General features: G+C 71.3%; 28 protein-coding genes. 12 read left to right on the top strand and 16 right to left on the bottom strand.

Going from position 1 to position 25,661, the window contains the following annotated elements:
* Positions 1-83: 83 nt before the first annotated feature.
* The 3 genes from ACQUSR_RS15950 to ACQUSR_RS15960 form a co-directional block, all read right to left on the bottom strand.
* Positions 84-860, bottom strand: coding sequence for an IclR family transcriptional regulator (locus ACQUSR_RS15950; protein ID WP_431043234.1), 777 nt, complete (start codon positions 858-860; stop codon positions 84-86).
* A 143-nt stretch (positions 861-1,003) separates the two neighbouring features.
* Positions 1,004-1,225, bottom strand: a complete 222-nt coding sequence (locus ACQUSR_RS15955) for a DUF5326 family protein (protein WP_431047619.1) — start codon at positions 1,223-1,225, stop codon at positions 1,004-1,006.
* A gap of 161 nt (positions 1,226-1,386) precedes the next feature.
* Positions 1,387-1,704, bottom strand: coding sequence for a cupin domain-containing protein (locus ACQUSR_RS15960; protein WP_431043235.1), 318 nt, complete (start codon positions 1,702-1,704; stop codon positions 1,387-1,389).
* A 47-nt stretch (positions 1,705-1,751) separates the two neighbouring features.
* On the opposite strand from ACQUSR_RS15960, the gene ACQUSR_RS15965 reads away from it, so the two are divergent.
* The 5 genes from ACQUSR_RS15965 (at position 1,752) to ACQUSR_RS15985 (ending at position 5,615) form a co-directional block, all read left to right on the top strand.
* Entirely contained in the window at positions 1,752-2,129 is a 378-nt protein-coding gene (locus ACQUSR_RS15965) for a phage holin family protein (protein ID WP_431043236.1), read from the top strand.
* A gap of 67 nt (positions 2,130-2,196) precedes the next feature.
* Complete coding sequence (locus tag ACQUSR_RS15970) at positions 2,197-2,715, top strand: low molecular weight protein-tyrosine-phosphatase (RefSeq protein WP_431043237.1); 519 nt, start codon at positions 2,197-2,199, stop codon at positions 2,713-2,715.
* A gap of 17 nt (positions 2,716-2,732) precedes the next feature.
* Complete coding sequence (locus tag ACQUSR_RS15975) at positions 2,733-3,914, top strand: cystathionine gamma-lyase (protein ID WP_431043238.1); 1,182 nt, start codon at positions 2,733-2,735, stop codon at positions 3,912-3,914.
* Positions 3,915-4,177: 263 nt separating this feature from the next.
* On the top strand, positions 4,178-5,074 hold the full coding sequence (locus ACQUSR_RS15980; protein WP_431043239.1) for a LysR family transcriptional regulator: 897 nt from the start codon (positions 4,178-4,180) through the stop codon (positions 5,072-5,074).
* Positions 5,075-5,126: 52 nt separating this feature from the next.
* Positions 5,127-5,615 (top strand): NUDIX domain-containing protein, encoded by a 489-nt coding sequence (locus ACQUSR_RS15985; RefSeq protein ID WP_431043240.1) that lies wholly within the window; start codon positions 5,127-5,129, stop codon positions 5,613-5,615.
* A 96-nt stretch (positions 5,616-5,711) separates the two neighbouring features.
* Here ACQUSR_RS15985 and ACQUSR_RS15990 read toward each other — a convergent pair whose 3' ends face one another.
* From ACQUSR_RS15990 to ACQUSR_RS16000, 3 genes are all read right to left on the bottom strand, one after another.
* Entirely contained in the window at positions 5,712-6,707 is a 996-nt protein-coding gene (locus ACQUSR_RS15990) for a pyridoxamine 5'-phosphate oxidase family protein (protein WP_431043241.1), read from the bottom strand.
* Positions 6,708-6,721: 14 nt separating this feature from the next.
* A complete protein-coding gene (locus tag ACQUSR_RS15995; RefSeq protein WP_431043242.1) occupies positions 6,722-8,728 on the bottom strand; it encodes a globin domain-containing protein in 2,007 nt (668 codons plus the stop codon).
* A 328-nt stretch (positions 8,729-9,056) separates the two neighbouring features.
* Positions 9,057-9,689 (bottom strand): HAD family hydrolase, encoded by a 633-nt coding sequence (locus ACQUSR_RS16000; protein WP_431043243.1) that lies wholly within the window; start codon positions 9,687-9,689, stop codon positions 9,057-9,059.
* A gap of 91 nt (positions 9,690-9,780) precedes the next feature.
* Here ACQUSR_RS16000 and ACQUSR_RS16005 point away from each other — a divergent pair, with 91 nt between their 5' ends.
* Positions 9,781-10,323 (top strand): DUF2269 domain-containing protein, encoded by a 543-nt coding sequence (locus ACQUSR_RS16005; RefSeq protein WP_431043244.1) that lies wholly within the window; start codon positions 9,781-9,783, stop codon positions 10,321-10,323.
* On the opposite strand, the gene ACQUSR_RS16010 is transcribed toward ACQUSR_RS16005, so the two are convergent.
* Positions 10,235-11,476 carry an MFS transporter gene (locus ACQUSR_RS16010; protein WP_431043245.1) on the bottom strand — a complete coding sequence of 414 codons (1,242 nt, stop codon included), beginning with the start codon at positions 11,474-11,476 and terminating at the stop codon, positions 10,235-10,237. The two genes, ACQUSR_RS16005 and ACQUSR_RS16010, sit on opposite strands and share 89 nt — an antisense overlap.
* A 206-nt stretch (positions 11,477-11,682) precedes the next feature.
* Here ACQUSR_RS16010 and ACQUSR_RS16015 point away from each other — a divergent pair, with 206 nt between their 5' ends.
* Both ACQUSR_RS16015 and ACQUSR_RS16020 read left to right on the top strand, forming a co-directional pair.
* Entirely contained in the window at positions 11,683-12,156 is a 474-nt protein-coding gene (locus tag ACQUSR_RS16015; protein WP_431043246.1) for a MarR family winged helix-turn-helix transcriptional regulator, read from the top strand.
* Positions 12,157-12,239: 83 nt separating this feature from the next.
* Positions 12,240-12,695 carry a GNAT family N-acetyltransferase gene (locus ACQUSR_RS16020; protein ID WP_431043247.1) on the top strand — a complete coding sequence of 152 codons (456 nt, stop codon included), beginning with the start codon at positions 12,240-12,242 and terminating at the stop codon, positions 12,693-12,695.
* A gap of 72 nt (positions 12,696-12,767) precedes the next feature.
* Here the strand turns inward: ACQUSR_RS16020 and ACQUSR_RS16025 are convergent, their stop codons facing one another.
* From ACQUSR_RS16025 to ACQUSR_RS16040, 4 genes are all read right to left on the bottom strand, one after another.
* Positions 12,768-14,012 carry an SGNH/GDSL hydrolase family protein gene (locus ACQUSR_RS16025; RefSeq protein WP_431043248.1) on the bottom strand — a complete coding sequence of 415 codons (1,245 nt, stop codon included), beginning with the start codon at positions 14,010-14,012 and terminating at the stop codon, positions 12,768-12,770.
* A gap of 120 nt (positions 14,013-14,132) precedes the next feature.
* The gene (locus tag ACQUSR_RS16030; protein ID WP_431043249.1) at positions 14,133-15,053 is read right to left on the bottom strand and encodes a TetR/AcrR family transcriptional regulator; all 921 of its coding nucleotides are present in this window, start codon (positions 15,051-15,053) and stop codon (positions 14,133-14,135) included.
* A 77-nt stretch (positions 15,054-15,130) separates the two neighbouring features.
* A complete protein-coding gene (locus tag ACQUSR_RS16035; protein WP_431043250.1) occupies positions 15,131-16,537 on the bottom strand; it encodes a serine hydrolase domain-containing protein in 1,407 nt (468 codons plus the stop codon).
* Between the two features lie 83 nt (positions 16,538-16,620).
* Positions 16,621-17,082, bottom strand: coding sequence for a carboxymuconolactone decarboxylase family protein (locus ACQUSR_RS16040; RefSeq protein WP_431043251.1), 462 nt, complete (start codon positions 17,080-17,082; stop codon positions 16,621-16,623).
* 274 nt (positions 17,083-17,356) lie between these two features.
* On the opposite strand from ACQUSR_RS16040, the gene ACQUSR_RS16045 reads away from it, so the two are divergent.
* Positions 17,357-18,373, top strand: a complete 1,017-nt coding sequence (locus tag ACQUSR_RS16045; RefSeq protein ID WP_431043252.1) for an MBL fold metallo-hydrolase — start codon at positions 17,357-17,359, stop codon at positions 18,371-18,373.
* A gap of 111 nt (positions 18,374-18,484) precedes the next feature.
* Here ACQUSR_RS16045 and dnaB read toward each other — a convergent pair whose 3' ends face one another.
* Positions 18,485-19,981, bottom strand: coding sequence for a replicative DNA helicase (gene dnaB, locus ACQUSR_RS16050; RefSeq protein WP_431043253.1), 1,497 nt, complete (start codon positions 19,979-19,981; stop codon positions 18,485-18,487).
* A 611-nt stretch (positions 19,982-20,592) separates the two neighbouring features.
* On the opposite strand from dnaB, the gene ACQUSR_RS16055 reads away from it, so the two are divergent.
* On the top strand, positions 20,593-21,879 hold the full coding sequence (locus tag ACQUSR_RS16055; protein WP_431047621.1) for an MATE family efflux transporter: 1,287 nt from the start codon (positions 20,593-20,595) through the stop codon (positions 21,877-21,879).
* Between the two features lie 105 nt (positions 21,880-21,984).
* Here ACQUSR_RS16055 and rplI read toward each other — a convergent pair whose 3' ends face one another.
* The 4 genes from rplI to rpsF all read right to left on the bottom strand — a co-directional run bounded on the left by rplI (position 21,985) and on the right by rpsF (position 23,761).
* Positions 21,985-22,431, bottom strand: coding sequence for a 50S ribosomal protein L9 (gene rplI, locus ACQUSR_RS16060; RefSeq protein WP_431043254.1), 447 nt, complete (start codon positions 22,429-22,431; stop codon positions 21,985-21,987).
* An 18-nt stretch (positions 22,432-22,449) separates the two neighbouring features.
* Entirely contained in the window at positions 22,450-22,686 is a 237-nt protein-coding gene (gene rpsR / locus ACQUSR_RS16065; RefSeq protein WP_003978893.1) for a 30S ribosomal protein S18, read from the bottom strand.
* 124 nt (positions 22,687-22,810) lie between these two features.
* The gene (locus ACQUSR_RS16070) at positions 22,811-23,395 is read right to left on the bottom strand and encodes a single-stranded DNA-binding protein (RefSeq protein ID WP_431043255.1); all 585 of its coding nucleotides are present in this window, start codon (positions 23,393-23,395) and stop codon (positions 22,811-22,813) included.
* 75 nt (positions 23,396-23,470) lie between these two features.
* Positions 23,471-23,761 (bottom strand): 30S ribosomal protein S6, encoded by a 291-nt coding sequence (rpsF, locus tag ACQUSR_RS16075; protein ID WP_004950685.1) that lies wholly within the window; start codon positions 23,759-23,761, stop codon positions 23,471-23,473.
* A gap of 262 nt (positions 23,762-24,023) precedes the next feature.
* Between rpsF and ACQUSR_RS16080 the strand changes: the two genes are divergently transcribed.
* On the top strand, positions 24,024-24,353 hold the full coding sequence (locus tag ACQUSR_RS16080) for a hypothetical protein (RefSeq protein WP_431043256.1): 330 nt from the start codon (positions 24,024-24,026) through the stop codon (positions 24,351-24,353).
* Positions 24,354-24,491: 138 nt separating this feature from the next.
* The gene (locus ACQUSR_RS16085) at positions 24,492-25,610 is read left to right on the top strand and encodes a lipid II:glycine glycyltransferase FemX (RefSeq protein ID WP_431043257.1); all 1,119 of its coding nucleotides are present in this window, start codon (positions 24,492-24,494) and stop codon (positions 25,608-25,610) included.
* Positions 25,611-25,661 lie beyond the last annotated feature (51 nt).

Consider the following 25,661-nt stretch of genomic DNA (forward strand, 5'->3'; position numbering starts at 1 on the left):
GATTGGGAATGGCCGGTTCGGACCCAGTGGCCCTCTTGACAACATGGTCCGCCAAGCACTAGCGGATCACAAGGAGTGGGATTTCAGATACTGATAGAGAACGAGAGGGAGCTGATGACGTGAGGGACTCTGGAGCGTAGCGACTCCATTGCTGGACGGAGTCGTTCCGCTTCCTTGGCGGGTACGGAAATGGCCAAGGTGGCCGCCGTGCCTCCCGCCGCGACCGGAAACGCGCCGCAGACCGTGCCCAAGACGTACTCCTGCCGTTCGATGACCGGTTGTGAACGCCCTCTGGCGGCCATCCGCCGCCGCAGATCGCTCGCGTTCCGTACCGAGTACGGGGTGAGGGCCTGCACCGGATACCGGGACAGGTGGTCCTCACGGTCCCGTTCGTCGAGCTGCGCCAGCAGGCACTGCCCGATGGCGTGCGCGTGCGCGGTGCTCCGGAAGTCCGCCCACTCCTCGACTGCGGGAGCCTCCGGGACGTCCGCGATCGCGACGACCTCCACCTCGCCTTCCCGGTAGACCGAGAAGTACACGGCGACCCCCACCTCGTCGCCGAGCCGGGTCAGGGCCGCGCCGACCTCGGTGCGCTGCCGCGCCCGCGCGCCCGCGCCACCGAGGCGCTCGGCCGCCTCGCCGAGCACGAACACACCGCTCTCGCGGCTCAGATACCCCTCGTAGGTGAGGGTGCGGAGCAGGTGGTAGGCGGTGGGCAGCGGCAGGCCCGACTCCCGGGCGAGCTGCTTGGCGGGCGCGCCTCCCGGGTGCCTTCCGACGGCCTCCAGCAGGCGCAGCGCACGCTGCACCGAGGTGATGAGGGTGGGTTCGGAGACCGCACCCGCCTTCTCTGTCGCCAACAGGCACCCCCGGGGTGTGTTTGCGAGGCGACGCCGGAGAGGGCGCCGGAGACTCGCACTTTAACCGGAGTAATGCCTTCAGGCCGAGGATAGGTGCGCGATGTCCCTCCCAGGTGTACCCGCAGGTGGGGCGCTGCTTACGATTACCAGTCACCTCGGGACGAAGACGATGAAGAGGTGAATTTCCGTACGGCATAGACCAAACCGCCGACCAGCGCCACCAGCAGCAGCAGCCGGAAGGCCAGCCACGCCACGAAGCCGAGCACCGTGACGATCAGCCCTCCGAAGACCGCGAGGACGAGGACCGGGATGGCGATCCACGTCACCCACCACGGCAACCCCTGGAACACGTTCTTCGCCGCCATCGCCGGTCCCTTCACTGTGCTGTCCATGCACTTTCGATGCTAGGTCGCCCGGGCGCCGCGGGGCCCCGTCCCGTCCCCCGTCCTCCCCTGACCGGTCCCCTACGGGTCGGCGCCGTCCGGCCTCGGCACTCCGGCGGAGGCTTCGGCCCCCGGCCGGAGGCTCAGCTCTCCGGCGGGGAGAAGACGACCATGACCCGCAGGTCCTCGCTGATGTGATGGAACTTGTGCGGGACCCCGGCCGGCACGTACACCACGCTGCCGCGCGCCACGTGCGTCGTCTCCATCCCGACCGTGATCGAGGCCCGGCCGCTGACCACCAGGTACACCTCGTCCTGGGCGTGCGGCCGCTGCGGGTCCGTGCCGCCCGCGTCCAGCGCGTACAGCCCCACCGACATGTTCCGCTCCCGCAGGAACTGCAGATACGCGCCGTCGTTGGCGGCGCGCTCCGCCTCCAGTTCATCCAGTCGGAACACCTTCATCGCTCACTGCCCCTTGCTCGGCCGGTCGGGTCTGCCACGATCTCAGCATGAGGAATTTCGTAGTCAAGACGCTCGCGAACGCCGGCGCCCTGGGCGTGGCCATCTGGTTGCTCAAAGACGTCACGCTGACCGGGAACATAGGCGACAAGGCACTGACGCTCGTGCTGGTCACCCTGCTCTTCGGTGTGGTCAATGTCATCGTCAAGCCCGTGGTGAAGCTGCTGGCGCTGCCGCTGTTCGTGCTGACCCTCGGTCTGATCTCGCTGGTCATCAACGCGCTGATGCTGCTGCTGACCTCGCGGCTGGCCGACGAGTTCGACCTCACCTTCCATGTCGAGGGCTTCGGCACCGCGGTGCTCGGCGGCCTGATCATCGCCGTCGTGTCCTGGGCGCTGCACATGGTCCTGCCCGACGACAAGGACTGACCGGCGGCCGATCCCACGTCATGGACGGACCGCCGGGGATCCCGCGACAGTCGACGATGATGGGCGCATGAGCCTGTCGCCCTACCGTGTCTGCTTCGTCTGCACCGGCAACATATGCCGCTCGCCGATGGCCGAGTCCGTCTTCCGTGCCCGCGCCGAGGAGGCCGGGCTCAGCGGCCGGGTGGAGATCGACAGCGCGGGCACCGACGGCTGGCACGAGGGCTACGGCGCCGACCGCCGCACCATCGCCGTCCTCACCGAGCGCGGGTACGAGCAGGCCCACGTGGCCCGGGGGTTCCGGCGCGAGTGGTTCGACCGGCTCGACCTGGTGATCGCACTCGACAGCGGCCACCTCCACGAGCTGCGCCGCCTCGCCCCCACGCCACGGGACGCGGCCAAGGTGCGGCTGCTGCGTTCCTACGACCCGGCCGCCGCGGCGGCGGACGATCTCGACGTACCGGACCCCTACTACGGCGGGCGGGACGACTTCCAGGCCTGCCTGCAGATGGTCGAGGCGGCGAGCGAGGGCCTGCTGGCCGCCGTCCGCGAGGCGATCGGCCCGGCGGAGCGGGGGAAGAGCGCATGACCGGGCGGGAAGAGCGCATGACCGAGCGAGGAGAGCGCATGGCCACCGGTGACGGAACCCGCGCGGTGCGGGCCGGGTTGCCCGAGCCCCGGACGTACGAGCCCGCGCTGCCCGGGCCCGTCTTCGCCGCGCACTACCACCTGCACGGCGACGCCGATCTGGCCGGCGGCCCCGGCACCTACGGCCGGGACACCAACCCCACCTGGGCCCTGCTGGAAAGGGCGGTCAGCGAGCTGGAAGCCCCCGGCACGGACGCCGAGACCGTGGTCTTCGCCTCCGGCATGGGCGCCATCTCCGCGGTCCTGCTCTCCCAGCTCCGCCAGGGCGACGCGGTGGTCCTGCCCGACGACGGCTACAACCTCCTCGTCCCGCTCCGCGCCCGTCTGGAGGGATACGGCGTCGAGGTGCGCACCGCGCCCACCGCCGGGGACGCCCAGTTGGAGGTGCTGGCGGGCGCCCGGCTGCTGTGGATCGAGTCGCCGTCCAACCCCGGCCTCGACGTGTGCGACATCCGGCGCCTCGCCGACGCCGCGCACGCGGAGGGCGCCCTCGTCGCCGTCGACAACACCCTGGCCACCCCGCTCGGCCAGCGACCGCTGGAACTCGGCGCGGACTTCGCGGTGGCCAGCGGCACCAAGGCGCTCACCGGCCACGGGGACGTCCTGCTCGGCTACGCCACCGCGCGCGATCCGCGGCTGGCCGCCGAGGTCAGGGCCTGGCGCAAGACCGTCGGCGCGATCCCCGGCCCCATGGAGGCATGGCTGGCGCACCGCTCGCTGGCCACCCTCCAACTGCGGGTCGACCGCCAGGCCGCCACCGCGCTGGCGCTGGCCGAGGCGCTGAGCGAACGCCCCGAGATCAGCGGACTGCGCCACCCCGGCCTGCCGGGCGACCCGGCGCACGCGACGGCGGCGGCGCAGATGCGCGGCGGCCGGTTCGGCTGCGTGGTGTCCTTCGCCCTCCCCGACCGGGCGCACGCGGAACGCTTCCTGGGCGCGCTGCGGCTGGTGGACGACGCGACGAGCTTCGGCGGCGTGCGGTCCACGGCGGAGCGGCGGGCGCGTTGGGGCGGAGACGCGGTCCCGGCGGGCTTCATCCGCTTCTCGGTGGGGGTGGAGGACCCGGACGACCTGATCGCGGACGTCGTACGGGCACTGGACGAGGCGGCGCGGGGCGGGGCCGCCCGGGACGGGGCGTAGATCCGGACGCGCGCCGGCGCGAAACCCGGCGCGGGATCCGGCACGCGGGCATGCGGCACGCGGCACATGCCCGTGGCCGATCGGGCGGGCGTCTTGAACCTCCCCCCTCGTGGCTCAAGACGCCCCGGTGCCCGGCATGCCAGGAACCGTTCGATAAAGGCTAGTTGACTCTGCGTCATTGTCCAATCACGGTAGAGGCATGGGCCTATCGGCATATTTATGGCTGGCATGCGGCCAGGCCGCGGCGTTCCGAGGGGAACGGGATGGATCTATCCCTCTTGCGCACGTTTCTCACGGTGCACCGGGCCGGGTCCTTCACCCGGGCCGCCGCCCTCCTCGGACTCTCCCAGCCCGCCGTTACCGGCCAGATCCGCACCCTTGAGCGGCAGGTGGGCCGCCCGCTGTTCCTGCGCCAGGCCCGTGGCGTCGTCCCCACCACCGTCGGCGACGAGCTCGCCCACAAGGTCGCCCCGCACCTCGACGCGCTGCTGGAGATCACCGAGGCCCGGTTCGACGACCGCTCCGCGCCGCGCACCCTGCACCTCGCCGGCCCCCCGGAGTTCCTCGCCCAGCGCGTGCTGCCCGCGCTCACCCCGCTGACCGTCCAGGGGCTGGCCGTACGGACCGTCTTCGGCGGCTCCGAGGAGCTGTTCGCGGGCATGTCCGCCGGGCACCACGACCTGGCCGTCACCGCCTCCCGGCCGCGCGGCAGGCTGCTGACGGCCACCGCGCTGTGCGACGAGGAGCATGTGCTCGTCGGGGCCCCGCGCTGGGCCGCCCGGCTCGGCGGCCCGGCCGCCCTGCGGATGCGCGGCGCTCCCGCGCTGGCGGGGCTGCCCGTCGTGGAGGTGCACGAGAGCCTGCCGTTCGTCGGCCAGTACTGGTCCGCCGTCTTCGACGCGCCGCCGACCGCCCCGGCGACCGTCGTCGTCCCCGATCTGCGGGCGGTGCTGAGCTGCGTCGCGGCCGGAGCGGGGCTCGGCGTGCTGCCCCGCTATCTGTGCGCGGACGCGCTGGACGCCGGGCGGGTCCTCGCGCTGCTCGATCCGCCGGTGCCGCCCCTTCGCACGTACTTCCTGGTGGTACGCACCGGAGCACTGGCCCTGCCGCACCTCGCGCGGGCGCATGAGTGGCTGCTGCGCGCTGCGGTCGACTGGTGAGACGGACGGGTGCGATGGTTTCACGCCATGCCGCGTGCGGCAGATGTCACGTATGACCGAACGACCTGTGGTCAAGCGCACCGCTCGCGCCATCCTGCTGGACGGCGACATCGAGCCGGAGATGATCCTGATCAAGCGCACCAAGCCCGGCGAGGAACCGTACTGGATCACGCCGGGCGGCGGCGTGGAGCCCGAGGACGCCACGGTCGTCGACGCGCTGCACCGCGAGGTCGACGAGGAACTGGGCGCCAAGGTCAGCCACGTCGTCCCCGCCTTCGTCGACACCGTCTCGCACAGCCTCCACCACGCCGCCCATGGCGTGAAAGTGCAGCACTTCTTCGTCTGCCGGCTGGACTCGATGGACCTCTCGCGGCGGCACGGCCCGGAGGTGGACGAACCCTGCGGGGAGTACGAGGTGGTACGGATCCCCTTCACCCACAAGGGAATCGCCTCGGTGGGGATGGTGCCGCCGTCGCTGCAGGCGTACCTCGACGCGAACGTGGAGGGCGTGCTGGCGCTGCTCGCGGACGACTTCGACTGAGGAAGGCCGCGGACAGGGCCGCCGGAACGTTCCGGCGTTCGGAGACCCTTTCGGAGACCCTTGAGACCGGGATCGGGGGCGGGCCCCCGCGCCCGGCTAGCGGAACCAGCCGCTGAAGGGCTCCCCAGCCGCCGCCTCCCGCCGCCGCGCCCGGGCCAGCGCCCGCTCCGCCTCCCGGCGCCACTGGTCGGGATCGGCTCCGTCCGCGGCTGCGGCGCCATGGCGGCCGCGTACCGGCGCGCGCCGCGGCGCGCGGTCGCCCGCCCCCGCCGCCACGCCGAAGAAGTCCCCGCCCTTGCGCCTGACGTCGTCCGTCCCCCAGTCCCGCTCGCGGTCGGCGCCCCGTGGCTGCGGCGGCACCTTCGCCAGATGCGGGATGTGCTTGGCGCAGTGGATGTACGCCTCCTCCACGCTCACCTCCACCCACACCACGGCCCGCCGACCGGGCACCGGGTCGACCGGCAGATCGGGGCGGGCCGCGCGCATCTCCGCGTCGGTCAGCACCCGGGCCCGGCCGTTGAGGTGCAGGCCGACACGGTCCCGGAAGAAGTCGATCATGAGGATGCCCACATGGGGGTTCTCCTCGAGGTTGCCGAGGCTCGCGAGTACGCCGTTGCCGCGGTACTCGGGATAGGCGACCGTACGCGCGTCGAAGACCTGGACGAACCCGGGCGGACCGGCGCGGAACGTACTGTCGCACTCGCCGTGCCGGTCCGCGGTCGCCAGGAAGAACATCTCCTGGCGCGCCGCGAACTCCCGCATGCGCGGGTTGAGGTGGTCCAGCACCTGGTCGTCGTAGAACCGGTCGGCGCGCTCGGCCGTGCCGTAGCGCAGCTGCAGCGCGTGCTCGCCGTCGCTCCCCGGGCGGCGCCCGGCCGCCGCCGTGGCGGGCGACGCCACCTCCCGCGCGGGGGGTACCGCCGGTGCCATGGCGGGTACGGGCGGCGCGACTGCGGGGACGGGCGGTGCCATGGTGGGCACCGGCGGCGCGGTGGGGGGCAGCGGCGGCGGCGTGGCCGGTACCGGCGGTGCCGTGGCGGGCGCCTCTACCGTCGTGACCGCCCATGTCGGCGTGCGCTCGTGGTCTTTCACAGTCCCTGTCCTGCCTAGTCGGCGGTCGCGACCAACTCTTCGATGGAGTCGTGGCGGATGCGCTGCGGCGGAATGCCCACGCCTACCAACGCGTCCACGCCACTGCGGATCATTCCGGGCGGACCGGACAGATACCCGTCGTAGCTGCTCCAGGGGCCGTACCGGCGGACCGCGTCCGGCAGTTGACCGCTCAGCCCGCTGGTCGGGCCGTCCGAGACCACGGGGCGCACCGAGAGCCAGGGGTGCGACCGAGCGAGGCCCAGCATGGTGTCGATGTCGTACAGGTCGTGGTCGCTGCGGGCTCCGTAGAAGACCTCGACGGGGCGGGTACGGCCGTGCTCGGCGACGTCCTCCACCAGCGCCTTGATCGGGGCGATGCCGGTGCCGCCGCCGAGGCAGAGCAGTCCGTTGTCGCTGCCGTGGTCGACGGTCATCGAACCCGCCGGCGGCCCCAGCCGGATGACGTCCCCGGGGCGGGCCCGGTGCACCAGCGCGCTGGAGACCCACCCCGCCGGTACGGCCTTGACGTGGAAGGACAGCAGCCCGTCCGCGCGCGGCGCGGAAGCGAAGGAGTAGTGCCGCCACACGCGCGGCCACCACGGGGTCTCCACGCTCGTGTACTGCCCGGCCAGGAACGGATACGGCTGGTCCGGGCGGACGGTCACCACGGCGATGTCGGAGGTGCGCAGCTCGTGCGAGACCACTTCGGCCTGCCACCAGGCGGGGGCCCGCAGTTCGTCCTCGGCGGCCGCGTCGATCATGATCTGCGAGATGGCGGTGTACGCGCGGACCCACGCCGCCTCGGTCTCCGCGTCCCAGCTCTCGGAGGCGTACCGGGTGAGCGCGCCGATCAGGCACTCGCCGACGGCCGGATAGTGCTCAGGCACGGTGCCGTACTTGCGGTGGCCACGGCCGAGATTGGCCAGGTATGCGGTCAGGGTCTCGGCGTCATCCACGTGCTTGGCGGCGGTGAGCAGCGCCTTGAACAGGCGGTCGCGCTGGGTGTCCATCGAGGCCGGGAACAGGTTCCGCAGATCGGGATGCTGGACGAACAGCAGCGCGTAGAAGTACGAGGTGACCTTGTCGGCCACGGGCTCGATCTCCGCCATGGTGCGCCGGATGAGGATCGCGTCGGGGGATCCGTCCTCGGCGGGCTGGGGCACGGGGGCCGGGGCGGGCGCCGGGGCGGGTACCGGCTCGGGCCGGGCCTCGGGCTCGGGCGCCGGCTCGGGCCGGGCCTCGGGCTGGGGCTCGGACGCGTTCGCCACGGACGCCGGGCGGACGCGGGCGGGGTCCTGCTGGTCGTACCGGTGCGCCTGACCCTGACGGTCCGGCTGGTCCGGCTGGTCCGTTTGGTCCGGCTGCGTACGTATCAGTTCCGCCTCCGGCCCCGGTCCCAGTCCCGGTCCCGGCCCCGGTCCCAGTCCCGGCCCCGGTCCCTGACGGGTACGCGCGGGCTCGGGGTCCCGCCGCACGGATTCCCTCGGTACGGGGTCCTGCCGTACGGAGTCCTGCCGCAGCGGGGTGAAGACGGAGCCCTGCGGCGCGGGCGCGGGAGCCTGCGACGGCACCGGAGCGGGAGCGGGAACCGAAGCGGGGGCTGGAGCTGGGGCTGGAGCTGGGACGTTCCGGGCGACGCCCGGTTCGCGCCGCGGTTCGGCGGGCCGCTGGTGCTCCTCCCGGTACAACACCGAGCGCTGCGGCGCCTCGCGGTAGAGCGAGGGGATCGGCGAGGGCTCAGGGCCGGGCGCGACGGGCGCGACGGGCGCGACGGAGGCGGCCGTTCCGGCCGCGGTCGGTCTCGGCTCCCGCGGGGCCGCGCGGCGGTCCGCCGCCTGCCCCACGGGCCGTATCCGGCTCACCGGGCGGCTGGGGGTGGCGTCTTCCTCGTCCGGGGTGCGGGGGCGGGCCTCCGCCTGATCGGCGGCATCCTTCCTGCTCGGGGTGAACCAGCCCCAGTCGCCGCTGTTTCCACCTGAGCCGCCGCTTTCGGCAGACGACGTGGGGGTCGGAGCGTCCATGGTTGCCTCGCCTCGAACATCTTTCTGTCGGTCTTCGCACTTCCGGAAGTGGAATGCGCCCCCGCTTCCCCGCTCTGGTCCCCGTCTGTTCCTCTGGCATCGGTGCGGCCCCTCCCGCGCCTTGCCCGTGCAGCATGCCATCCGTTACGGCCGCAACGGACAAATTGCCGGAAGTTCACGTAACGAGAGCCCGGTTCCCGTTAGTCTTGGTCGGCCCGACGCGGCTCCACGCCAGCCGTCGCACGGAACCGGACCCGACCCTACCCGGCGCCGCGATATACACAAGCCCCAAGTCCAATGGCTTCCTTACTTGCGACATTGCTGGTAATTACCTGCGGTTACCGACCAATTCGTAAGCCTCTCGGAGATCTCTCCCCGTATAGGTGAACGAGGCGATTCCGCGCACGTGGTGATCGGCGTTGACGGCCACGGACATCGGGAGTGCGGCGAACAGTTCCGCGTCCGACATCGAATCGCCGTACGCCACGCAGTCGTCTCGCGTCAGCCCGAATGTCGCGCAGAGTTCGTCCGCGATCCGTACCTTCGCGGCCGGGTCGAGAATGCCCGCCGGGTCCACCGGTTCGCGGAACGGAACCGACGGCCAGCGCGAGCCGTGCGCCGCGTCCGCGCCCCAGTCCAGCAGCCGTTCGACGAAGAAGCCGGGCGAGAGGGAGATCACCGCGCACCTCTCCCCGCGCTCGCGGATGTCCGCCCAGACCTCGCGGATGCCCGTCAGCCACGGCGCCTGCTCGAACGCGGCCGCCACCTGCGCCTCGGTGAGGTCCGCCCACAGCTCGCAGGCCCGTATCGCGAACTGCCCCGGATACAGCCCGCCGCCCGCGAACAGCCGCTCCAGCTCCGCGATTTCCCGCTCCACACCGAGCTGGCGCGATATCTCGACAGCGGCCGCAGAACCGTGGATCAGCGTGCCGTCGAGGTCGAACAGATGCAGTCTCGTCATGCGGCCGAGCGTAGAGGTACTCGATATCGCGTACGCGGGGATACTCCCGCCGTCAGACGCGGCCGGGCGGGCCCGGCGGGACCGTGGGGACATGCAGCTGAAACGCCCCGTCCGCAGGTCCCTCCTCGTCGCCCATGTCGCCGTCTCGGTCGGCTGGCTCGGGCTCTCCCTCTGTCTGCTCGCCCTCGGAGTCGCGGGGGCGACGACCCGGTCCCCGCAGACGGCGGCGGCCGCCTACCGCGCGATGCGGATCTTCGCCGACTGGCTCCTGCTCCCCATCGCCGGGCTGACGCTGGCCAGCGGGCTGGTGCTGGCGCTGGGCACGCCGTGGGGGCTGGCCCGGCACCGCTGGGTGTGGGCCAAGTTCTGGCTGACGCTCGCCGCGGCCGCCGCGTCGGCCTTCGCGCTGCGCCCGGAGATCGACGCGGCGGCGGACGAGGTGGACCGGCTCGCGGCCGGAGAGGCCGTGACGGGCGTCGCGGACCTGGTGATCGCGCCGTCGGTGGCCACGGCGGTGTACGTGTTCATCACCGCGGTCTCCGTCCTCAAGCCGTGGGGGCCGACCCGGCGGGGGCGCCGGTTGCGCTCAGCCGGGGCGCGGCGGTCGGCGACCCGGCCGAAGACGGCAAGCTGACCGGGACCGCCGTACGCCGCTCCAGGCGCGTCGCGAAGACCGCGACACCCAGCGCCGAGAGCGTCATCAGCGCGCCCACCCAGTTGACCGCCGTGTAGCCGAGCCCCGCCGAGATGACGATCCCGCCGAGCCAGGCGGCCAGCGCGTTACCGAAGTTGAAGGCCGCGATGTTGCCCGCGGAGGCGAGGGTGGGCGCTGCCGCGGCCTGGTCCATGACCCGCTTCTGCAGCGGCGGCACGGTCGCGAAACCGAAGGCGCCGACCAGTGCGATGGTCACGACCGCGGCGGCCTTGTTGTGGGCGGTGAAGGTGAACAGCCCGAGCGTGACGGCGAGTCCGCCGAGCGAGGCGAACAGCATCGGCATCGGGTTGCGGTCGGCCAGCCGCCCGGAGAGCAGGTTGCCGCCGACCATGCCGAGCCCGAAGACGGCCGTCACCCAGGTGACGGAGGACGACGCGAACCCGGTGACCTCGGTCATCATCGAGGCGAGGTAGGTGACGGCCGCGAAGACGCCGCCGAAACCGAGGACGGTCATCAGCATGGCGAGCCCGACCTGCGGGTTGCGGAAGACGGCCAGCTCGCGGCCGAGTCCGGCGGCGGCGCGTTCAGGCTGCGCCGGGACGAGCCTGGCGACCCCGACGAGGCCGACGACGCCGAGCACGGCGATGGCCAGGAAGGTGGCGCGCCAGCTGACCTGCTGGCCGAGCCAGGTGCCCGCGGGCACGCCCACGACGTTGGCGACGGTCAGCCCGGTGAACATGGTCGCGATGGCCGTGGCCCGCTTCTCGGGCGCGACCAGATCGGCGGCGACGATCGCGCCGATGCCGAAGAACGCGCCGTGTGTGAAGGCGGCGAAGATCCGTCCGGCGAGCAGCAGCCCGAAGGCGGGGGCCGCGGCCGTGAGCGCGTTGCCCGCGATGAAGACGCCCATCAGCAGGAGGAGCATCTGCTTGCGGGTCAGCCGGGTGCCGAGCGCGGTCATCAGCGGCGCGCCGAGGACGACGCCGAGCGCGTAGAGCGTGGTGGCGTACCCGGCCAGGGGGATGGAGACGTCGTAGTCGGCCGCGATCTCGGGCAGCAGGCCCATGACCACGAATTCGGTGGTGCCGATCCCGAAGGCGCCGATGGCGAGCGCCAGGAGGGCGAGAGGCATGTCGGTATCCCTCGAATTTATTGCAGGGGGAGGTTTGATGCGTAGACAATACTTGCATACGCCGACTACTTGCAAGCGCCGACTATTTCACTCTGCTCTATCCTGGGTGGCGGCGCGATCCCCGGCCGCCGTACCCACGCGCGATCCCGGGCCGCCGTACCCACGGCCCGGATGGCACCGCGGGTGGCACGACCGAAGGAGGGGCCATGCCGAAGACGCCGGACGACCGCACCGGGAAGAACCCCCCGGCCCTCGCCCGGGGCTGGTGCGCCCTGTCCTCCCTGCACGGCCGGATCGAGACGCACGTGGAGCGCGCGCTGCAGGCCGGGCACGGGCTGAGCGTGCGCGAGTTCTCCGTCCTCGACGTGCTCAGCTATCAGCACGACGGCGACGGCGGGCACCTTCAGATGCACCAGCTCGCGGACGCCGTCGTCCTCAGCCAGTCCGCCACGACCCGCCTGGTCGGGCGGCTGGAGGACCGCGGGCTGCTGTCCCGGTACATCTGCCCCACCGATCGGCGCGGCATCTACACCGACGTGAGCGAGGCGGGCCTGCGGCTGCTGGCGGAGGCGCGTCCGACCAATGAGACGGCGGTGCGCGAAGCGCTGGCGGAGGCGGCGAAGCGCCCGGAGCTCGCGCCCCTGGTCGCTGCCGTCGAGGCGCTGGAGAAGCCCGCATAGGGCTATTGGCGCCAGGGCGGGGGCGCGAGGCGACAGCCGTGAGGACACGGCGCGGGGCACGGCCGGCGGCTACGCTCCCGATCATGAGCGACTTGGAGATACGCCCCGCCACGCCCGACGACATCCCCGCCATCGTGGCGCTGCTCGCAGACGATCCGCTCGGCGCGCGGCGCGAGTCCCCTGACGATCTGGCCCCGTACCGCACCGCCTTCGACCGGCTGGCGGCCGATCCGCAGCAGCACCTCGTGGTCGCCGTCCGCGAGGGTCGTACGGTCGGCACGCTCCAGCTCACCGTGATCGCCGGCCTGTCCCGGCGCGGCGCCAGCCGCTCGCTCATCGAAGCCGTCCGGGTCCACGCCGACGAACGCGGCAACGGCCTGGGCACCCAGCTGATCGAGTGGGCCGTGGACACATCGCGCCGCGAGGGCTGCGCGCTGGTGCAGCTCACTTCGGACGCGTCCCGCACCGACGCCCACCGCTTCTACGAGCGGCTCGGCTTCGAACCCTCCCACGTCGGCTTCAAGCTCACGCTTTCCTGAAGGAAAGAGCTTTCCTGAAGGGAAGGGCCTTCCCGAACGGAAGAACCGGAGTGCTTTCCCGAACCGGAGCCTTCACAGCGTCGCCAGGTCGATCGCCTCGGCCATCGCCCGGTACCCCGCGTCGTTCGGGTGCTTGTGGTCCCCGCTATCGTACGCCGGATCGAGGGCGAGCGGATCCGCGGGCGAGGCCACGACCCCGGCGAAGTCCACGACCGCGTCGAACTCCCCCGACTCGCGGATCCACGCGTTGATCGCGGCGCGCTTCGCCTCGGAGCGCGCCGTGTGGTACTCCGCACCCCTGAACGGCAGGATCGTCCCGCCGATCACCGCGACACCGCGCGCGTGCGCCTCGGCGATCAGCGCGCGATAGCCCTCGGCAAGCGCCTCCACCGGCACATCCGGGTCCGGCTTGTAGGTGGGCAGGTCCACCTCGCTGAACCCGATGTCGTTCAGGCCCACCAGCGCCACGACCGACCGTACGCCCGGCTTGTCCAGCACGTCCCGCCGGAACCGGGCCACCGCCCCGTCCCCGTACCACGCCGAGTCGCGCAGCAGCAGATTGCCGCCGATCCCGGCGTTCAGGACGGCGCGCGGCGTGCCGGAGGCCGCCAGCCGCCGCGCCAGGTGGTCCGGCCAGCGGTGATGGCCGTCGACCGTGGACCCGAAGCCGTCGGTGAGGGAGTCGCCGAACGCCACGACGGTGTCCTGGCCCGCCGGACCGCCCGACAGCTCGACGTCGCTGAGGTAGTACCAGGAGTGCGACTCCTCGGTGAACGCGGCGCCGGTACGGTCCGCGCGGTGATCGCCTTCGGCCCGGTGACTCGTCGCATACGCCTGCGCGTGGAAGGTCGAAGGGCCGGTGGGCGCCGCGAAGTACAGCGTCACGGTGACGGACTCCAGCGCGGCGGTGAGCAGCGGTGCGCCGTCGCTGGTCACCTCCCCGCCGGCCGGGACAGTGACCGTCTCCCGACCGCCGAACGTCAGCTTCCGCAGCGTCTCGCCGTGTACGGACGCGCCGTATGCGGCACGCGCGATGCTCGCGCCCGCGATCCGCAGCGGCCCCTGCCCGAACCGGTTCGAGAGCGTGATCCGGGCCGCCCTGCCGCCGGCGGTGACCCGGACGGTCTGGCGCACCGTCTGATCCGCGAATCCGGTCTCGGCCCAGTTCTCCTCGAAGCCGGAACTGGGCCGTTGGACCGGCGCCGACCAGCCCGCCGCCCAATCGACCGACAGGGCGGAGGCATGGGCATGGGTGGGGACGGGGGCAGGGGCAGGGGCGGTGAGGGCGGCTGCCCGGTGGGTGGGCCGACGTTCCATGACAGGCTCCGATTCCGTTACGGCGACGACTTGTTGAGTCGCCTCCGAGCCTGCTGCCTGGCCGTGCCGCCACCCAGCCCTCCGACCCGCGTACGCACCGTGTGCGTACCACCGGCGGGGTCAGGTTGAGCCGCGCGGAGCGGAAGCGCGAGTGGGAACGGAAGCGCGGGCGGGGGCGGGCGTCCGGGAGGAGCCGGGCGCCTGGGACAGGCCGGGCGCCTGGGACGGAGCGGGAGCGGGCACCCGGTCGGCCGCGCGGGCCCGCCTGCGGTGCGCCTTCTGCCGGCACGCCGCACCGCAGAACCGCGGTGGGCGGCCGGTTGGGGCGGGGGAGAGCGGGACAGCGCAGGTCTCGCACAGCCACACCCTCATTTCGTTACGCCCACCACCGGCCATTCCGTTACGGCCGGCCGCTGCGGCGCGGCGTTTCGTCACGGCGGCCGCCGGAGCCGGAAGAACCGCCGCCGGGCCCTTTCCCGGGGCACGCAGCCCGTCGCAGAGGATCCCCACCGCCCGTCCGGGCCCTCCGGCGGCCGACCGGTGCCGCTCCATCGCGAGAGCCCCCACCAGCAGTGCGCGCACGTCCGCCAGATCCGCGTCCTGCCGTACCGCACCTGCTTTCTGAGCTCTCGTCAGAAGCACCTCAAGCGCCTGGGCGAAGCCCGCGGACGCCTCGCGCCCCGACGCCGCGGACGCCTCCGCGGCCGCGGTGAACGCGTCCCGAAGCGCCTTGTCGTCCGATGCCCGTGCCACAACTCCCTTGAGGAACAGGAAGAACGCCGCTCCGGCGTCCTCGGCGTCGGCCAACCGCACGGCCTCGTCGGTGAATTGCCGGATGCCGCCCTCGACGACCGCTCTGAACAAGAGTTCCTTGGACGGGAAATGACGGTAGACGGTCCCCGCGCCGACACCCGCACGACGCGCGATCTCGCCCAGAGGAACCGTCAGGCCCTGTGCACTGAAGGCCGATTGGGCCGCCTCAAGCACCCTGGCCCGGTTGCGCCGTGCGTCGGCCCGCAGCGTCTCGTTCTCTTCGGTCACCTGCGCGCCTCCTCGGCGGAGCCGCCGCAACCGGGTCGGGCGCTCCGTATCGTTCAAGCGGGTCGGGAGTTCCGATTCTAGACGCCCCGCCAGCCGTCCGGATCGACGCCGCCCGGTACGGCGTCCCCCGGCTCGTACGGCTGCCGTGTGAAGACGAACGTCCCCACGTCGAGATGGCCGACCGTCCCGTCCTCCCCGGTGACCGCGCGCAGCGTCTCGCCCGCGTAGTAGCCGTCGAGACCCGTCCAGGTGCCATCCGCCTCCGCCCGGAACCGCGCACCGCGCCCCAGCTCGCCGACCGGACTCAGCTCCAGCCCCCGGTCGGTGCCCAGCCGCAGCTGGAATGCGGTCGCGCCCCAGTACCAGACGCCGGTCAGCGCCAGCAGCGCCGGGTCGACGTCTGTCAGCGGCCGCCACGGCTCGGGGATGCGCGGCTCGCGGTCCGCCACGATGCCCACCAGCTCGGCCGCGACCACGCTGATCGGCAGGCCCATCGTGGCGTTGGCCAGGGCGATCCCACCGAGCCGGTCGGCCGGGCTCACCCACAAGGCGGCCATGAAGCCCGGCATGGTGCCCACGTGCCCGTACAGGAACCGCCCGCCCCCGCCGACCAGCTGGCAGCCGAGCCCGTAGCCCAGCGACCAGTCCCCGTTCTCGTCCGGCGCGACGGCGGGCTCGCGCATCTCGGCGAGCGTCCCGGCCGCCAGCACCCGCTCGTCGCCGTCCAGCAGAAACGCGGCGAAGCGTCCGAGGTCATCGGCGGTCGACCACAGTTGCCCGGCCGGGGCCATCAGCCCGGTGTCCACGGCGGGCTCGGGCAGCAGGACGTCCGCGTACGGATGGACCGCCCAGCCCCCGGCGTGCGGAGCGCGCGGTTCCAGGGACGTGCGGGCCATCCCCAGCGGCGCCAGCACCTCGCGCCGCAGCACCTCGCCCCACGGCGCTCCGCGCAGCCGCTCCACCAGCGCGCCGAGCAGCGCGTATCCAGGGTTGGAGTAGTGGTGCCGGCGGCCCGCCGGATGGCGCCCGGGGCGCTCTCCGAACAGATCGGCGGGCTCCGGGCGCAGCTCCCCGGGCGTCCGCTCCCACCAGGGGCCGCGTGCCTCGGCGGCCAGTCCGGAGGTGTGGGAAAGGAGCTGGGCGATGGTGGCGTCCCCAGCCTCGACGGGGTACGCGGTGTCGCCGAGGTGCTTGCCGAGCGGGTCGGCGAGGTCCAGCAGGCCCTCGTCACGCAGCCGCATCACCAGCACGGCCACGAAGGTCTTGGTCAGCGAGCCGATGCGGTACTGGGTGTCGCCGTCCGGCCCGTGCCCGTCCACACACGTCCGCGATCCGGTCCACACCGTCCGCCCGTCCCGTACCACCGCCCCCACCAGGGAGGGCGTACGGCCTTCGGCCTGGGCGACGGCGATGCGGTGCAGGAGGGCGCGGCGGGTGGCGGGCAGCAGGTCGGTGAACTCACCGGACTCGTCAGGATGCGTCATGTGCGCACCATATGCGCGGCGCCCTCCGCTGTCCGAACGGAATTTCCGCCGTCCTGCGGGGCGTTGACGCCTTCAGACGCCTGTCACTCCCAGGGCTGCACGCCCGCGATCTGCCGGGTGGTGACGTTGATGCGGTTGAACATGTTGGTCATGCCGATGGTGAGGACGATGGCCGACAGCTCCTCCTTGCTGTAGTGCTTGGCGGCCTCGTCCCAGAGCGCGTCGGGTACCGGCTCCGGCTTGTCGGCGAGCCGGGTGGCGGCCTCGGCGAGCGCGAGGACGGCGCGTTCGGCGTCGGAGAAGTACGGCGTGTCCCGCCAGGCCGCCAGGGCGAAGCGCTGCTCGTCGCTCACACCCGCCTTTCCGGCGCTGCGCGCGTCCCCGTCGACACAGACGCTGCATCCGTTGATCTGACTCACACGCAGCTGGATCAACTGAAGCGTCGTCTCCGCGACGCCGCCCTTCCTGGTGACCTTGGACAGGTTCAGGAGGACCTTCATGGCCTCAGGGATGATCACGGCCGGGTTCTCCATACGTGCCTGCATGGCTGCTCTCCTCAAGCGTCGGGGTCGATGTCGTCCTTCACTGCACTGACGGATCCCGACGCGGGAATGTGACCGGCGGCGCCACATGAGATTTCAGCGGGGAACTTTCCGCACCATCTACTGCCAAACCGGCACAGGCGTTGCCCGCGGAGATGGGCGGCATCCGACAGAAACAAGATCCGGCCCCCCTTCCACTTTCGGCAGCCGCCGAGGAGCCTCTTTGCCACGGAGGCCGGTATCCCCGGCACACGCCTCGCCAGAAGTGAGCCGCACCGTGGACGACGCGCAGACTGCCCACCCCGGACCAGCGGAAGGAACCGGAGGCCCCGAAGGAACCAAGGTCACCAGAGCCCCCGGAGGGGCCGAAGGCGCCAGAGGCAGCGAAGGCCCCGAGGGCCCCAAAGGCCGTGAAGACCGCGAAGGCCGCGACTGGTACGTCGACGACCGCTGCACGAACTGCGACGTCGCCAGACAACTCGCTCCCGGCCTGATCGGCGAGGTCGGCGGACGTTCGGAGCTCCTGCGCCGGCCGAGCGGCGACGCGGAGGAACGCCTGCTGCACGCCGCCGCGTTCGCCTGCCCCACCCGCTCCATCCGCCCTCCTTCCCGCCGACTGGACACGGCCCTGGACCCGTTTCCCCTGCCGCTCGACGACACCGTCCAGTTGTGCGGGCACAACTCCCCCCACACCGCCGGGGCCAACTCCTACCTCCTGCGGCGCCCTTCCGGGACGCTGATGATGGTCGACACACCTCGCTGGAGTGATCCGCTGGCCGCCCGATACGAGAAGCTCGGCCCCGTCACCGACGTCCTCCTCACCCACCGGGACCACGCGGCGCACGGCCGCCGCTACGCCGACCGCTTCGGAGCCCGGCTATGGATCCACGAAGGCGACCTCGACGCCGCCCCGGACGCCGACCGGGTCCTGCGCGGCACCGAGACCGCCGAGATCGCCGACGGCGTACTGGCCCACCCGCTCCCAGGCCACACCAGGGGAAGCGTGCTCTACGTCGCCGACGAGCGGTACTGCTTCAGCGGAGACAGCTTCTACTGGTCGCGGTCCACGGACGACATCGAGGTGGCGGAGAGCGTCACCTGGTACTCCATCGAAGAGCTGGCGGCGTCGCTGGCCCGCACGGCCGACCGACTCCGCTTCGAGTGGCTGCTCCCCGGTCACGGCGACCGCAAGCACCTGCCCGCCACTCACATGGCGCAGCGGATACGACGGCTGACGGCCCGCGCCCGCGACATGCGTCCGCAGCCGATCGACTTCACGGCGGTGCGCTGGTGAGCGCCCGCTGGTGAAATACCCCGTCGTGAAGCACCGGGCGGTGAAACACCCGAGGAAGCACCCGACGGCGAAGCACCCGGCGGTGATCACACACCGCGCCACGCCCTCCGCTCAGGTCTGCGCCATGTCCACGAAACGCGAGTAATGCCCCTGGAAGGCCACCGTGATCGTCGCCGTGGGACCGTTACGGTGCTTGGCGACGATCAGGTCCGCCTCGCCCGCCCGCGGGGACTCCTTCTCGTAGGCGTCCTCGCGGTGCAGCAGGATGACCATGTCGGCGTCCTGCTCGATCGATCCCGACTCACGCAGGTCCGAGACCATCGGCTTCTTGTCGGTGCGCTGCTCGGGGCCGCGGTTCAGCTGGGACAGCGCGATCACCGGCACCTCCAGCTCCTTGGCGAGCAGCTTGAGGTTACGCGACATGTCCGACACCTCCTGCTGGCGGCTCTCGGGGCGCCGGGCACCACCGGACTGCATCAGCTGGAGATAGTCGATGACGACGAGCTGCAGGTCGCTGCGCTGCTTGAGTCGGCGGCACTTGGCTCGGATCTCCATCATCGACAGGTTCGGCGAGTCGTCGATGTAGAGCGGGGCGGCCGACACGTCCGGCATCCGGCGCGCCAGCCGGGTCCAGTCCTCGTCGGTCATGCTGCCGGAGCGCATATGGTGCAGCGCCACCCGCGCCTCGGCGGACAGCAGACGCATCGCGATCTCGTTGCGGCCCATCTCCAGCGAGAAGATGACGCTGGGCAGGTTGTTCTTGATGGAGCAGGCCCGGGCGAAATCCAGAGCCAGGGTCGACTTACCCATGGCGGGGCGGGCCGCGATGACGATCATCTGGCCCGGGTGCAGGCCGTTCGTCAGGGCGTCCAGGTCGGAGAACCCGGTGGGCACCCCGGACATCTGGCCGCTGCGGGAGCCGATCGCCTCGATCTCGTCGAGCGCCCCCTCCATGATGTCGCCGAGCGGCAGGTAGTCCTCGCTGGTGCGCTGCTCGGTGACGGCGTAGATCTCCGCCTGCGCGTTGTTGACGATCTCGTCGACGTCGCCGTCCGCCGCGTATCCCATCTGCGTGATACGGGTGCCCGCCTCGACCAGGCGGCGCAGCACCGCCCGCTCGTGGACGATCTCGGCGTAGTACTCCGCGTTGGCCGCGGTCGGGACGGACTGGACCAGGGTGTGCAGGTAGGAGGCGCCGCCCACCTTCGTGATCTCGCCGCGCTTGGTGAGCTCGGCCGCGACGGTGATCGGGTCGGCCGGCTCGCCCTTGGCGTACAGGTCGAGGATCGCCTGGTAGACGGTCTCGTGGGCGGGGCGGTAGAAGTCGTTGCCCTTGAGGACCTCGACCACGTCGGCGATCGCGTCCTTGGACAGCAGCATGCCGCCGAGCACGGACTGTTCCGCGTCGAGGTCCTGCGGGGGTACGCGCTCGAAGCCAGAGCCCTCCCAGGTGCCGCCTTCGTCCCGGCCCCGCTCGCCGTGCGAGCCGCCGTCGAAGCGGCCGCGGCCCTCGGCCCGGCCCTCGCCGCGGCGGGGGCGCGGAGCGGGCAGCCGGTCGCTGGGACCGGCGTCCGCCCACGGGTCGTCCAGGGGCTCGGGCATGCTCACCCCGCCACCTCCTCCCGTCCGCCGCGCGGACTTCGCGGTGCCCCTTCTTCTTACGGCACGGCTCTGACAACTAGGGCGCTCGGCTCCGGTTGTGTCGGCGGGCGCCGGACCACGGTAGGCCCACAAGGGCCGTGCGCCAATCTGGTTATCCACAGGCCATGTGGACGACGGGCCACTTCCTGTGGAGAACGCCGCCGATCCTGTGCACGACACGGGGGACAGCACTGTGGACAACAGCACACCCACCCCTTGGTCAAGCCTGTGACCTGCGACTTCTTGGTCCAGAGGCTGTGGGGAAGAAAAACTTTCCCGCCCGGCGCAAGATCGCGACAAACGGTGCAGAGAAGATCGCCTTTCCCCACGGAATGTAAGGGATGCCTGACGGTTGAGTCTCTTACCTGTGGAAGATTAGATTGGTGGGCATGACCCAGGGCTCCGCGCGCAACCCGAGCACCCGGCAGACGCCACGGACGCGGCGCTCGCCGGCAGACCGAAGCACCGCCCAAGGCACTGACCAAAGCACCGGCCGAAGCACCGACCGAAGCACCGATCAAGGCACTCCCCAAAGGGCCCGTCCCAGCACCGCCACCCGCCGTCGCCACGACCGGGAAATCATCGCACTCGCGCTGCCCGCCTTCGCCGCCCTGGTCGCGGAGCCCCTCTTCGTCATGGCCGACAGTGCGGTCGTGGGGCACCTCGGCACCACTCAGCTCGCGGGCCTCGGGGTCGCCGCCGCCCTGCTCACCACCGCGGTCAACGTCTTCGTCTTCCTCGCCTACGCCACCACCGCCGCCGTGGCCCGGCGCGTCGGCGCGGGCGATCTCCCCGGTGCCGTACGGCAGGGCATGGACGGCATCTGGCTCGCCCTCCTCCTCGGCACCGGAATGATATGCCTGGCCGTCCCGGCCGCCCCCGCGCTCATCGACCTCTTCGGCGCCTCCGCCACCGCCGCCCCGCACGCCGTCACCTATCTGCGGGTCAGCGCCCTGGGCATCCCCGCGATGCTCGTGGTCCTGGCCGCCACCGGCGTACTGCGCGGCCTGCAGAACACCCGTACCCCGCTGTACGTCGCCATCGGCGGCTTCGCCGCCAACGCCGCGCTGAACGTCCTCCTCGTCTACGGCGCCGGACTCGGCATCGCCGGCTCCGCCTGGGGCACGGTCATCGCCCAGTGCGGCATGGCCGCCGCCTATCTGACCGTGGTCGTACGAGGAGCCAGGCGGCACGGTGCCTCGCTCCGCCCCGACCTCACCGGGATACGCGCCTGCGCCCAGGCCGGGGCACCCCTGCTGATCCGTACGCTCTCGCTCCGGGCCATCCTGATGATCGCCACCGCCGTCGCGGCCCGGCTCGGCGACACCGACGTCGCCGCTCACCAGATCGCCCTCGCCCTGTGGAACCTGCTCTCCTTCGCCCTGGACTCCATCGCCATCGCCGGACAGGCCATCATCGGCCGCTACCTGGGCGCGGGCGACGCCGACGGGGCACGCGCGGCCTGCCGCCGCATGGTCGAGTGGGGAATCGCCTCGGGCGTGGTGCTCGGACTGCTCGTGGTGGCGGCCCGCCCGCTCTTCATCCCGCTGTTCACCAGCGACGCGGCCGTAAGAGACGCCTTGCTGCCCGCGCTGCTCGTGGTGGCCGTGGCGCAGCCCCTCTCCGGCGTCGTGTACGTACTCGACGGCGTTCTCATAGGCGCCGGCGACGGCCCGTACCTGGCCTGGGCGATGATCGCGACCCTCGCCGTCTTCGCCCCCGCCGCGCTGCTCATACCGGCCCTCGGCGGCGGTCTGACCGCCGTGTGGTGTGCGATGGCTCTGATGATGGCCGCCCGCATGACGACGCTGGGGCTGCGGGCCCGCTCCGGCCGCTGGATCGTCACGGGGGCGGTACGGGCCTGAGGCCGCCCAAGGAGCGGGCCCGAAGCCACCCAAGAGGAAGGGCCGCACCCTGCGGGGTGCGGCCCTTCCTCTTGCTATGCCGAATTGCTATGCCGAACACGGCACTCAGGCAGCGACGACCTCGATGCCGAGCTTGGCGGCAACCTCGGCGTGCAGACGCACGGAGACCTGGTGCGCGCCCAGGCTCTTGATCGGCGCGGCCACCTCGATGCGGCGCTTGTCCACGTCCGGACCACCGGCAGCCTTGATCGCCGCGGCGATGTCGGCCTGGGTGACAGAGCCGAACAGGCGGCCGGCCTCGCCGGCGCGCGTGCTCAGGCGGACCTTGACGCCCTCGAGCTGAGCCTTGATCTCGTTGGCCTGCTCGATCGTGGCGATCTCGCGGATCTTGCGACCGCGGCGGATCTGCGCGACGTCCTTCTCGCCACCCTTGGTCCAGCGGATCGCGAAACCACGCGGGACCAGATAGTTGCGGGCGTAGCCGTCCTTGACGTCCACGACGTCGCCGGCGGCACCGAGGCCGGAGACCTCGTGGGTGAGGATGATCTTCATGATGTGGTCACCCTTCCCTTAGCGCGCGGTGGAGGTGTAGGGCAGCAGCGCCATCTCACGGCTGTTCTTCACGGCCGTGGCGACGTCACGCTGGTGCTGGGTGCAGTTGCCGGTGACCCGGCGGGCACGGATCTTGCCGCGGTCGGAGATGAACTTCCGCAGCAGGTTCGTGTCCTTGTAGTCGACGTAGGAGATCTTCTCCTTGCAGAACACGCAAACCTTCTTCTTAGGCTTGCGAGCAGGCGGCTTCGCCATTGTCTCTCTCCAGTGTGATCAAGAAGTGTGTGCTGTCGCCTTCAAGGCCGCCACGCGATGTTTCACGTGAAACTGAGTAACCGTGGGCCATGAGCCCGTGTTTCACGTGAAACGGCGTACGGGCCTAGAAAGGCGGCTCGTCCGAATAGCCGCCGGAGTTGCCGGAGCCACCGCCCCAGCCACCACCACCGCCGCCGCCCTGCTGGCCGCCGGACGGTGCGCCGGTCGCCCAGGGGTCGTCGGCGGGAGCCCCGCCGCCGCCCTGCTGGCCGCCGCCGGGGCCGCCGCCCCAGCCGCCGCCACCCTGGCCGCCACCGCCGCCGTAACCACCCTGGCCACCGCGACCGCTGGTCTTGGTGACCTTGGCCGTGGCGTTCTTCAGGCTGGCGCCGACCTCGTCGACGTCCAGCTCGTAGACCGTGCGCTTGACGCCCTCACGGTCCTCGTAGGACCGCTGCTTCAGCCGGCCCTGCACGATGACGCGCATGCCTCGCTGGAGCGACTCGGCGACGTTCTCCGCCGCCTGCCGCCAGACCGAGCAGGTCAGGAACAGGCTCTCGCCGTCCTTCCACTCGTTCGTCTGACGGTCGAAGGTGCGGGGGGTGGACGCGACACGGAACTTCGCGACCGCCGCACCCGAGGGGGTGAAGCGCAGCTCGGGGTCGTCGACAAGATTGCCGACAACCGTGATAACGGTCTCGCCTGCCATTGGGGGAACCTCTCGGCGGGTTGCTGCTTGCTACTCGTTGCGATGCAGCCCGATTACCGCTGAACGCTTACGCGGTCAGTGGGTCTCGGGACGGAGGACCTTGGTCCGGAGGACCGACTCGTTCAGGTTCATCTGGCGGTCGAGCTCCTTGACGACCGCAGGCTCGGCCTGCAGGTCGATGACCGAGTAGATGCCCTCAGGCTTCTTCTTGATCTCGTACGCGAGACGACGACGGCCCCAGGTGTCGACCTTCTCGACCTTGCCGTTGCCCTCACGGACCACGGAAAGGAAGTTCTCGATCAGCGGGGAGACAGCGCGCTCCTCCAGATCGGGGTCGAGGATGACCATCACCTCGTAGTGACGCATGTGGAACCCACCTCCTTTGGACTCAGCGGCCACGGTCGTTCCGTGGCAGGAGGGTCGTAATGCGTTCCGCACCGGCATGATCAGCCGTTCCGCCGTGCACCGCCATTCGGCCGTACACCGCTCCGGGCAGAGACCGGCGCAGACCGTACAGCGTACCCGCCCACGCGCGTCCGGTTGAAATCCGGGTACCTTGCCCCGCAATCTGTACGCATCGGGTGTGAGCGGCGTTACAGTGCGCCGCCTTGGCCATCGGAGGTGCCCCATGGCACAGGCAGCACGGACCGACCAGCGCATCGGCCGGAGGCTTCTCTCCCTCCTCGACACCGACGGCAAGCCCCATCCCGTCGAGGACTCCTTCGCCGCCTCGACGCTGGTGCTGGGCCTCGTCGCGTTCATCACGGCCCTCTTCCACGATCTGCACCTGATCAGCTCCTGGACCGGGCTGGTCGGCATCGCTGTCGGCGCCTGGGGACAGATGATCTCCGCGACCATCGGAGAACGGTTCGTGCTGGTCATCGGCCTCGGCGCGTCCGCCGCGGGCTTCGGTCTCGGCATGGCCCATGGCGGCCTCTTCGGCGGTGTGCTCGGCTGATCTCCGCCCCTTCCCGGGACCGGCCCACGGAGCTTGATCCCATGGGCCCAGACGGGGCGCTTCCTTGTCGCAGTAGGCTTCGGCGCGAGAGCTGGAACCCCCGACCATGGGGACAAACCTGCCGAGGAGCGCCCCGTAATGAGCCTGACCCTGAGGACGATCAGCCGAGAGCAGCATCTGGCGTATATCCAGAGCCTGCCCTCGGCCAGCCACTGCCAGGTCCCGGCATGGGCGGACGTCAAGTCGGAGTGGCGCTCGGAGAACCTCGGCTGGTTCGACAAGACGGGCCAGCTCGTCGGCGTCGGACTCGTCCTCTACCGGCAGCTGCCCAAGATCAAGCGGTACCTGGCTTACCTGCCCGAGGGCCCGGTGATCAACTGGTACGCGCCCAACCTGGAGGACTGGCTCCAGCCGATGCTGGCGCATCTGAAGCAGCAGGGCGCCTTCTCGGTGAAGATGGGCCCGCCGGTGGTCATCCGCCGCTGGGATGCCGCGGCGATCAAGTCCGGTATCCAGAACCCCGACGTGAAGCGGCTCCGCGACGTCGAGGCGACCCACATCGAGCCCCGTGCCTTCGAGGTCTCCGACCGGCTGCGGAAGATGGGCTGGCAGCAGGGTGAGGACGGCGGCGCGGGCTTCGGTGACGTCCAGCCCCGCTACGTCTTCCAGGTGCCGCTGGCGAACCGCTCGCTGGAGGAGGTCCACAAGGGCTTCAACCAGCTGTGGCGGCGCAACATCAAGAAGGCCGAGAAGGCGGGCGTCCAGGTCGTCCAGGGCGGCTACGAGCACCTCGCGGAGTGGCAGCGGCTGTACGAGATCACCGCCGAGCGGGACAAGTTCCGCCCCCGCCCGCTGAGCTACTTCCAGCGGCAGTGGAACGTCCTCAACTCCGAGGACCCCAACCGCATGCGGCTGTACTTCGCCCTGCACGAGGGCGAGGCGGTCGCCGCGGCCACCATGCTGATCGTCGGCGGGCACGTCTGGTACTCCTACGGCGCCTCCGCCAACCACAAGCGCGAGGTCCGGCCCTCCAACGCGATGCAGTGGCGGATGCTCCAGGACGCCTACGGGCTCGGCGCCTCCGTCTACGACCTGCGCGGCATCAGCGACTCCCTCGACGAGACCGACCACCTCTTCGGCCTCATCCAGTTCAAGGTCGGCACCGGCGGCGAGGCCGTCGAGTACGTCGGGGAGTGGGACTTCCCGCTCAACAAGCTGCTGCACAAGGCGCTCGACATCTACATGTCGCGCCGCTGACGGGGCACACTCCCCGCATCCCGCACGTCCCGACACTCCGCTAGCTCCCGA

Origin of the sequence: Streptomyces sp. P1-3, assembly GCF_050613155.1 — a bacterium.
Lineage (GTDB): Bacteria > Actinomycetota > Actinomycetes > Streptomycetales > Streptomycetaceae > Streptomyces.

Coding starts and splice junctions, on each gene's coding strand:
- ACQUSR_RS15955 (WP_431047619.1), bottom strand. CDS start 1,225: ATGGCGGCGAAGAACGTGTTCCAGGGGTTGCCGTGGTGGGTGACGTGG.
- ACQUSR_RS15960 (WP_431043235.1), bottom strand. CDS start 1,704: ATGAAGGTGTTCCGACTGGATGAACTGGAGGCGGAGCGCGCCGCCAAC.
- ACQUSR_RS15965 (WP_431043236.1), top strand. CDS start 1,752: ATGAGGAATTTCGTAGTCAAGACGCTCGCGAACGCCGGCGCCCTGGGC.
- ACQUSR_RS15970 (WP_431043237.1), top strand. CDS start 2,197: ATGAGCCTGTCGCCCTACCGTGTCTGCTTCGTCTGCACCGGCAACATA.
- ACQUSR_RS15975 (WP_431043238.1), top strand. CDS start 2,733: ATGACCGAGCGAGGAGAGCGCATGGCCACCGGTGACGGAACCCGCGCG.
- ACQUSR_RS15980 (WP_431043239.1), top strand. CDS start 4,178: ATGGATCTATCCCTCTTGCGCACGTTTCTCACGGTGCACCGGGCCGGG.
- ACQUSR_RS15985 (WP_431043240.1), top strand. CDS start 5,127: ATGACCGAACGACCTGTGGTCAAGCGCACCGCTCGCGCCATCCTGCTG.
- ACQUSR_RS15995 (WP_431043242.1), bottom strand. CDS start 8,728: ATGGACGCTCCGACCCCCACGTCGTCTGCCGAAAGCGGCGGCTCAGGT.
- ACQUSR_RS16000 (WP_431043243.1), bottom strand. CDS start 9,689: ATGACGAGACTGCATCTGTTCGACCTCGACGGCACGCTGATCCACGGT.
- ACQUSR_RS16005 (WP_431043244.1), top strand. CDS start 9,781: ATGCAGCTGAAACGCCCCGTCCGCAGGTCCCTCCTCGTCGCCCATGTC.
- ACQUSR_RS16010 (WP_431043245.1), bottom strand. CDS start 11,476: ATGCCTCTCGCCCTCCTGGCGCTCGCCATCGGCGCCTTCGGGATCGGC.
- ACQUSR_RS16015 (WP_431043246.1), top strand. CDS start 11,683: ATGCCGAAGACGCCGGACGACCGCACCGGGAAGAACCCCCCGGCCCTC.
- ACQUSR_RS16020 (WP_431043247.1), top strand. CDS start 12,240: ATGAGCGACTTGGAGATACGCCCCGCCACGCCCGACGACATCCCCGCC.
- ACQUSR_RS16025 (WP_431043248.1), bottom strand. CDS start 14,012: ATGGAACGTCGGCCCACCCACCGGGCAGCCGCCCTCACCGCCCCTGCC.
- ACQUSR_RS16035 (WP_431043250.1), bottom strand. CDS start 16,537: ATGACGCATCCTGACGAGTCCGGTGAGTTCACCGACCTGCTGCCCGCC.
- ACQUSR_RS16040 (WP_431043251.1), bottom strand. CDS start 17,082: ATGCAGGCACGTATGGAGAACCCGGCCGTGATCATCCCTGAGGCCATG.
- rplI (WP_431043254.1), bottom strand. CDS start 22,431: ATGAAGATCATCCTCACCCACGAGGTCTCCGGCCTCGGTGCCGCCGGC.
- rpsR (WP_003978893.1), bottom strand. CDS start 22,686: ATGGCGAAGCCGCCTGCTCGCAAGCCTAAGAAGAAGGTTTGCGTGTTC.
- ACQUSR_RS16070 (WP_431043255.1), bottom strand. CDS start 23,395: ATGGCAGGCGAGACCGTTATCACGGTTGTCGGCAATCTTGTCGACGAC.
- rpsF (WP_004950685.1), bottom strand. CDS start 23,761: ATGCGTCACTACGAGGTGATGGTCATCCTCGACCCCGATCTGGAGGAG.
- ACQUSR_RS16080 (WP_431043256.1), top strand. CDS start 24,024: ATGGCACAGGCAGCACGGACCGACCAGCGCATCGGCCGGAGGCTTCTC.
- ACQUSR_RS16085 (WP_431043257.1), top strand. CDS start 24,492: ATGAGCCTGACCCTGAGGACGATCAGCCGAGAGCAGCATCTGGCGTAT.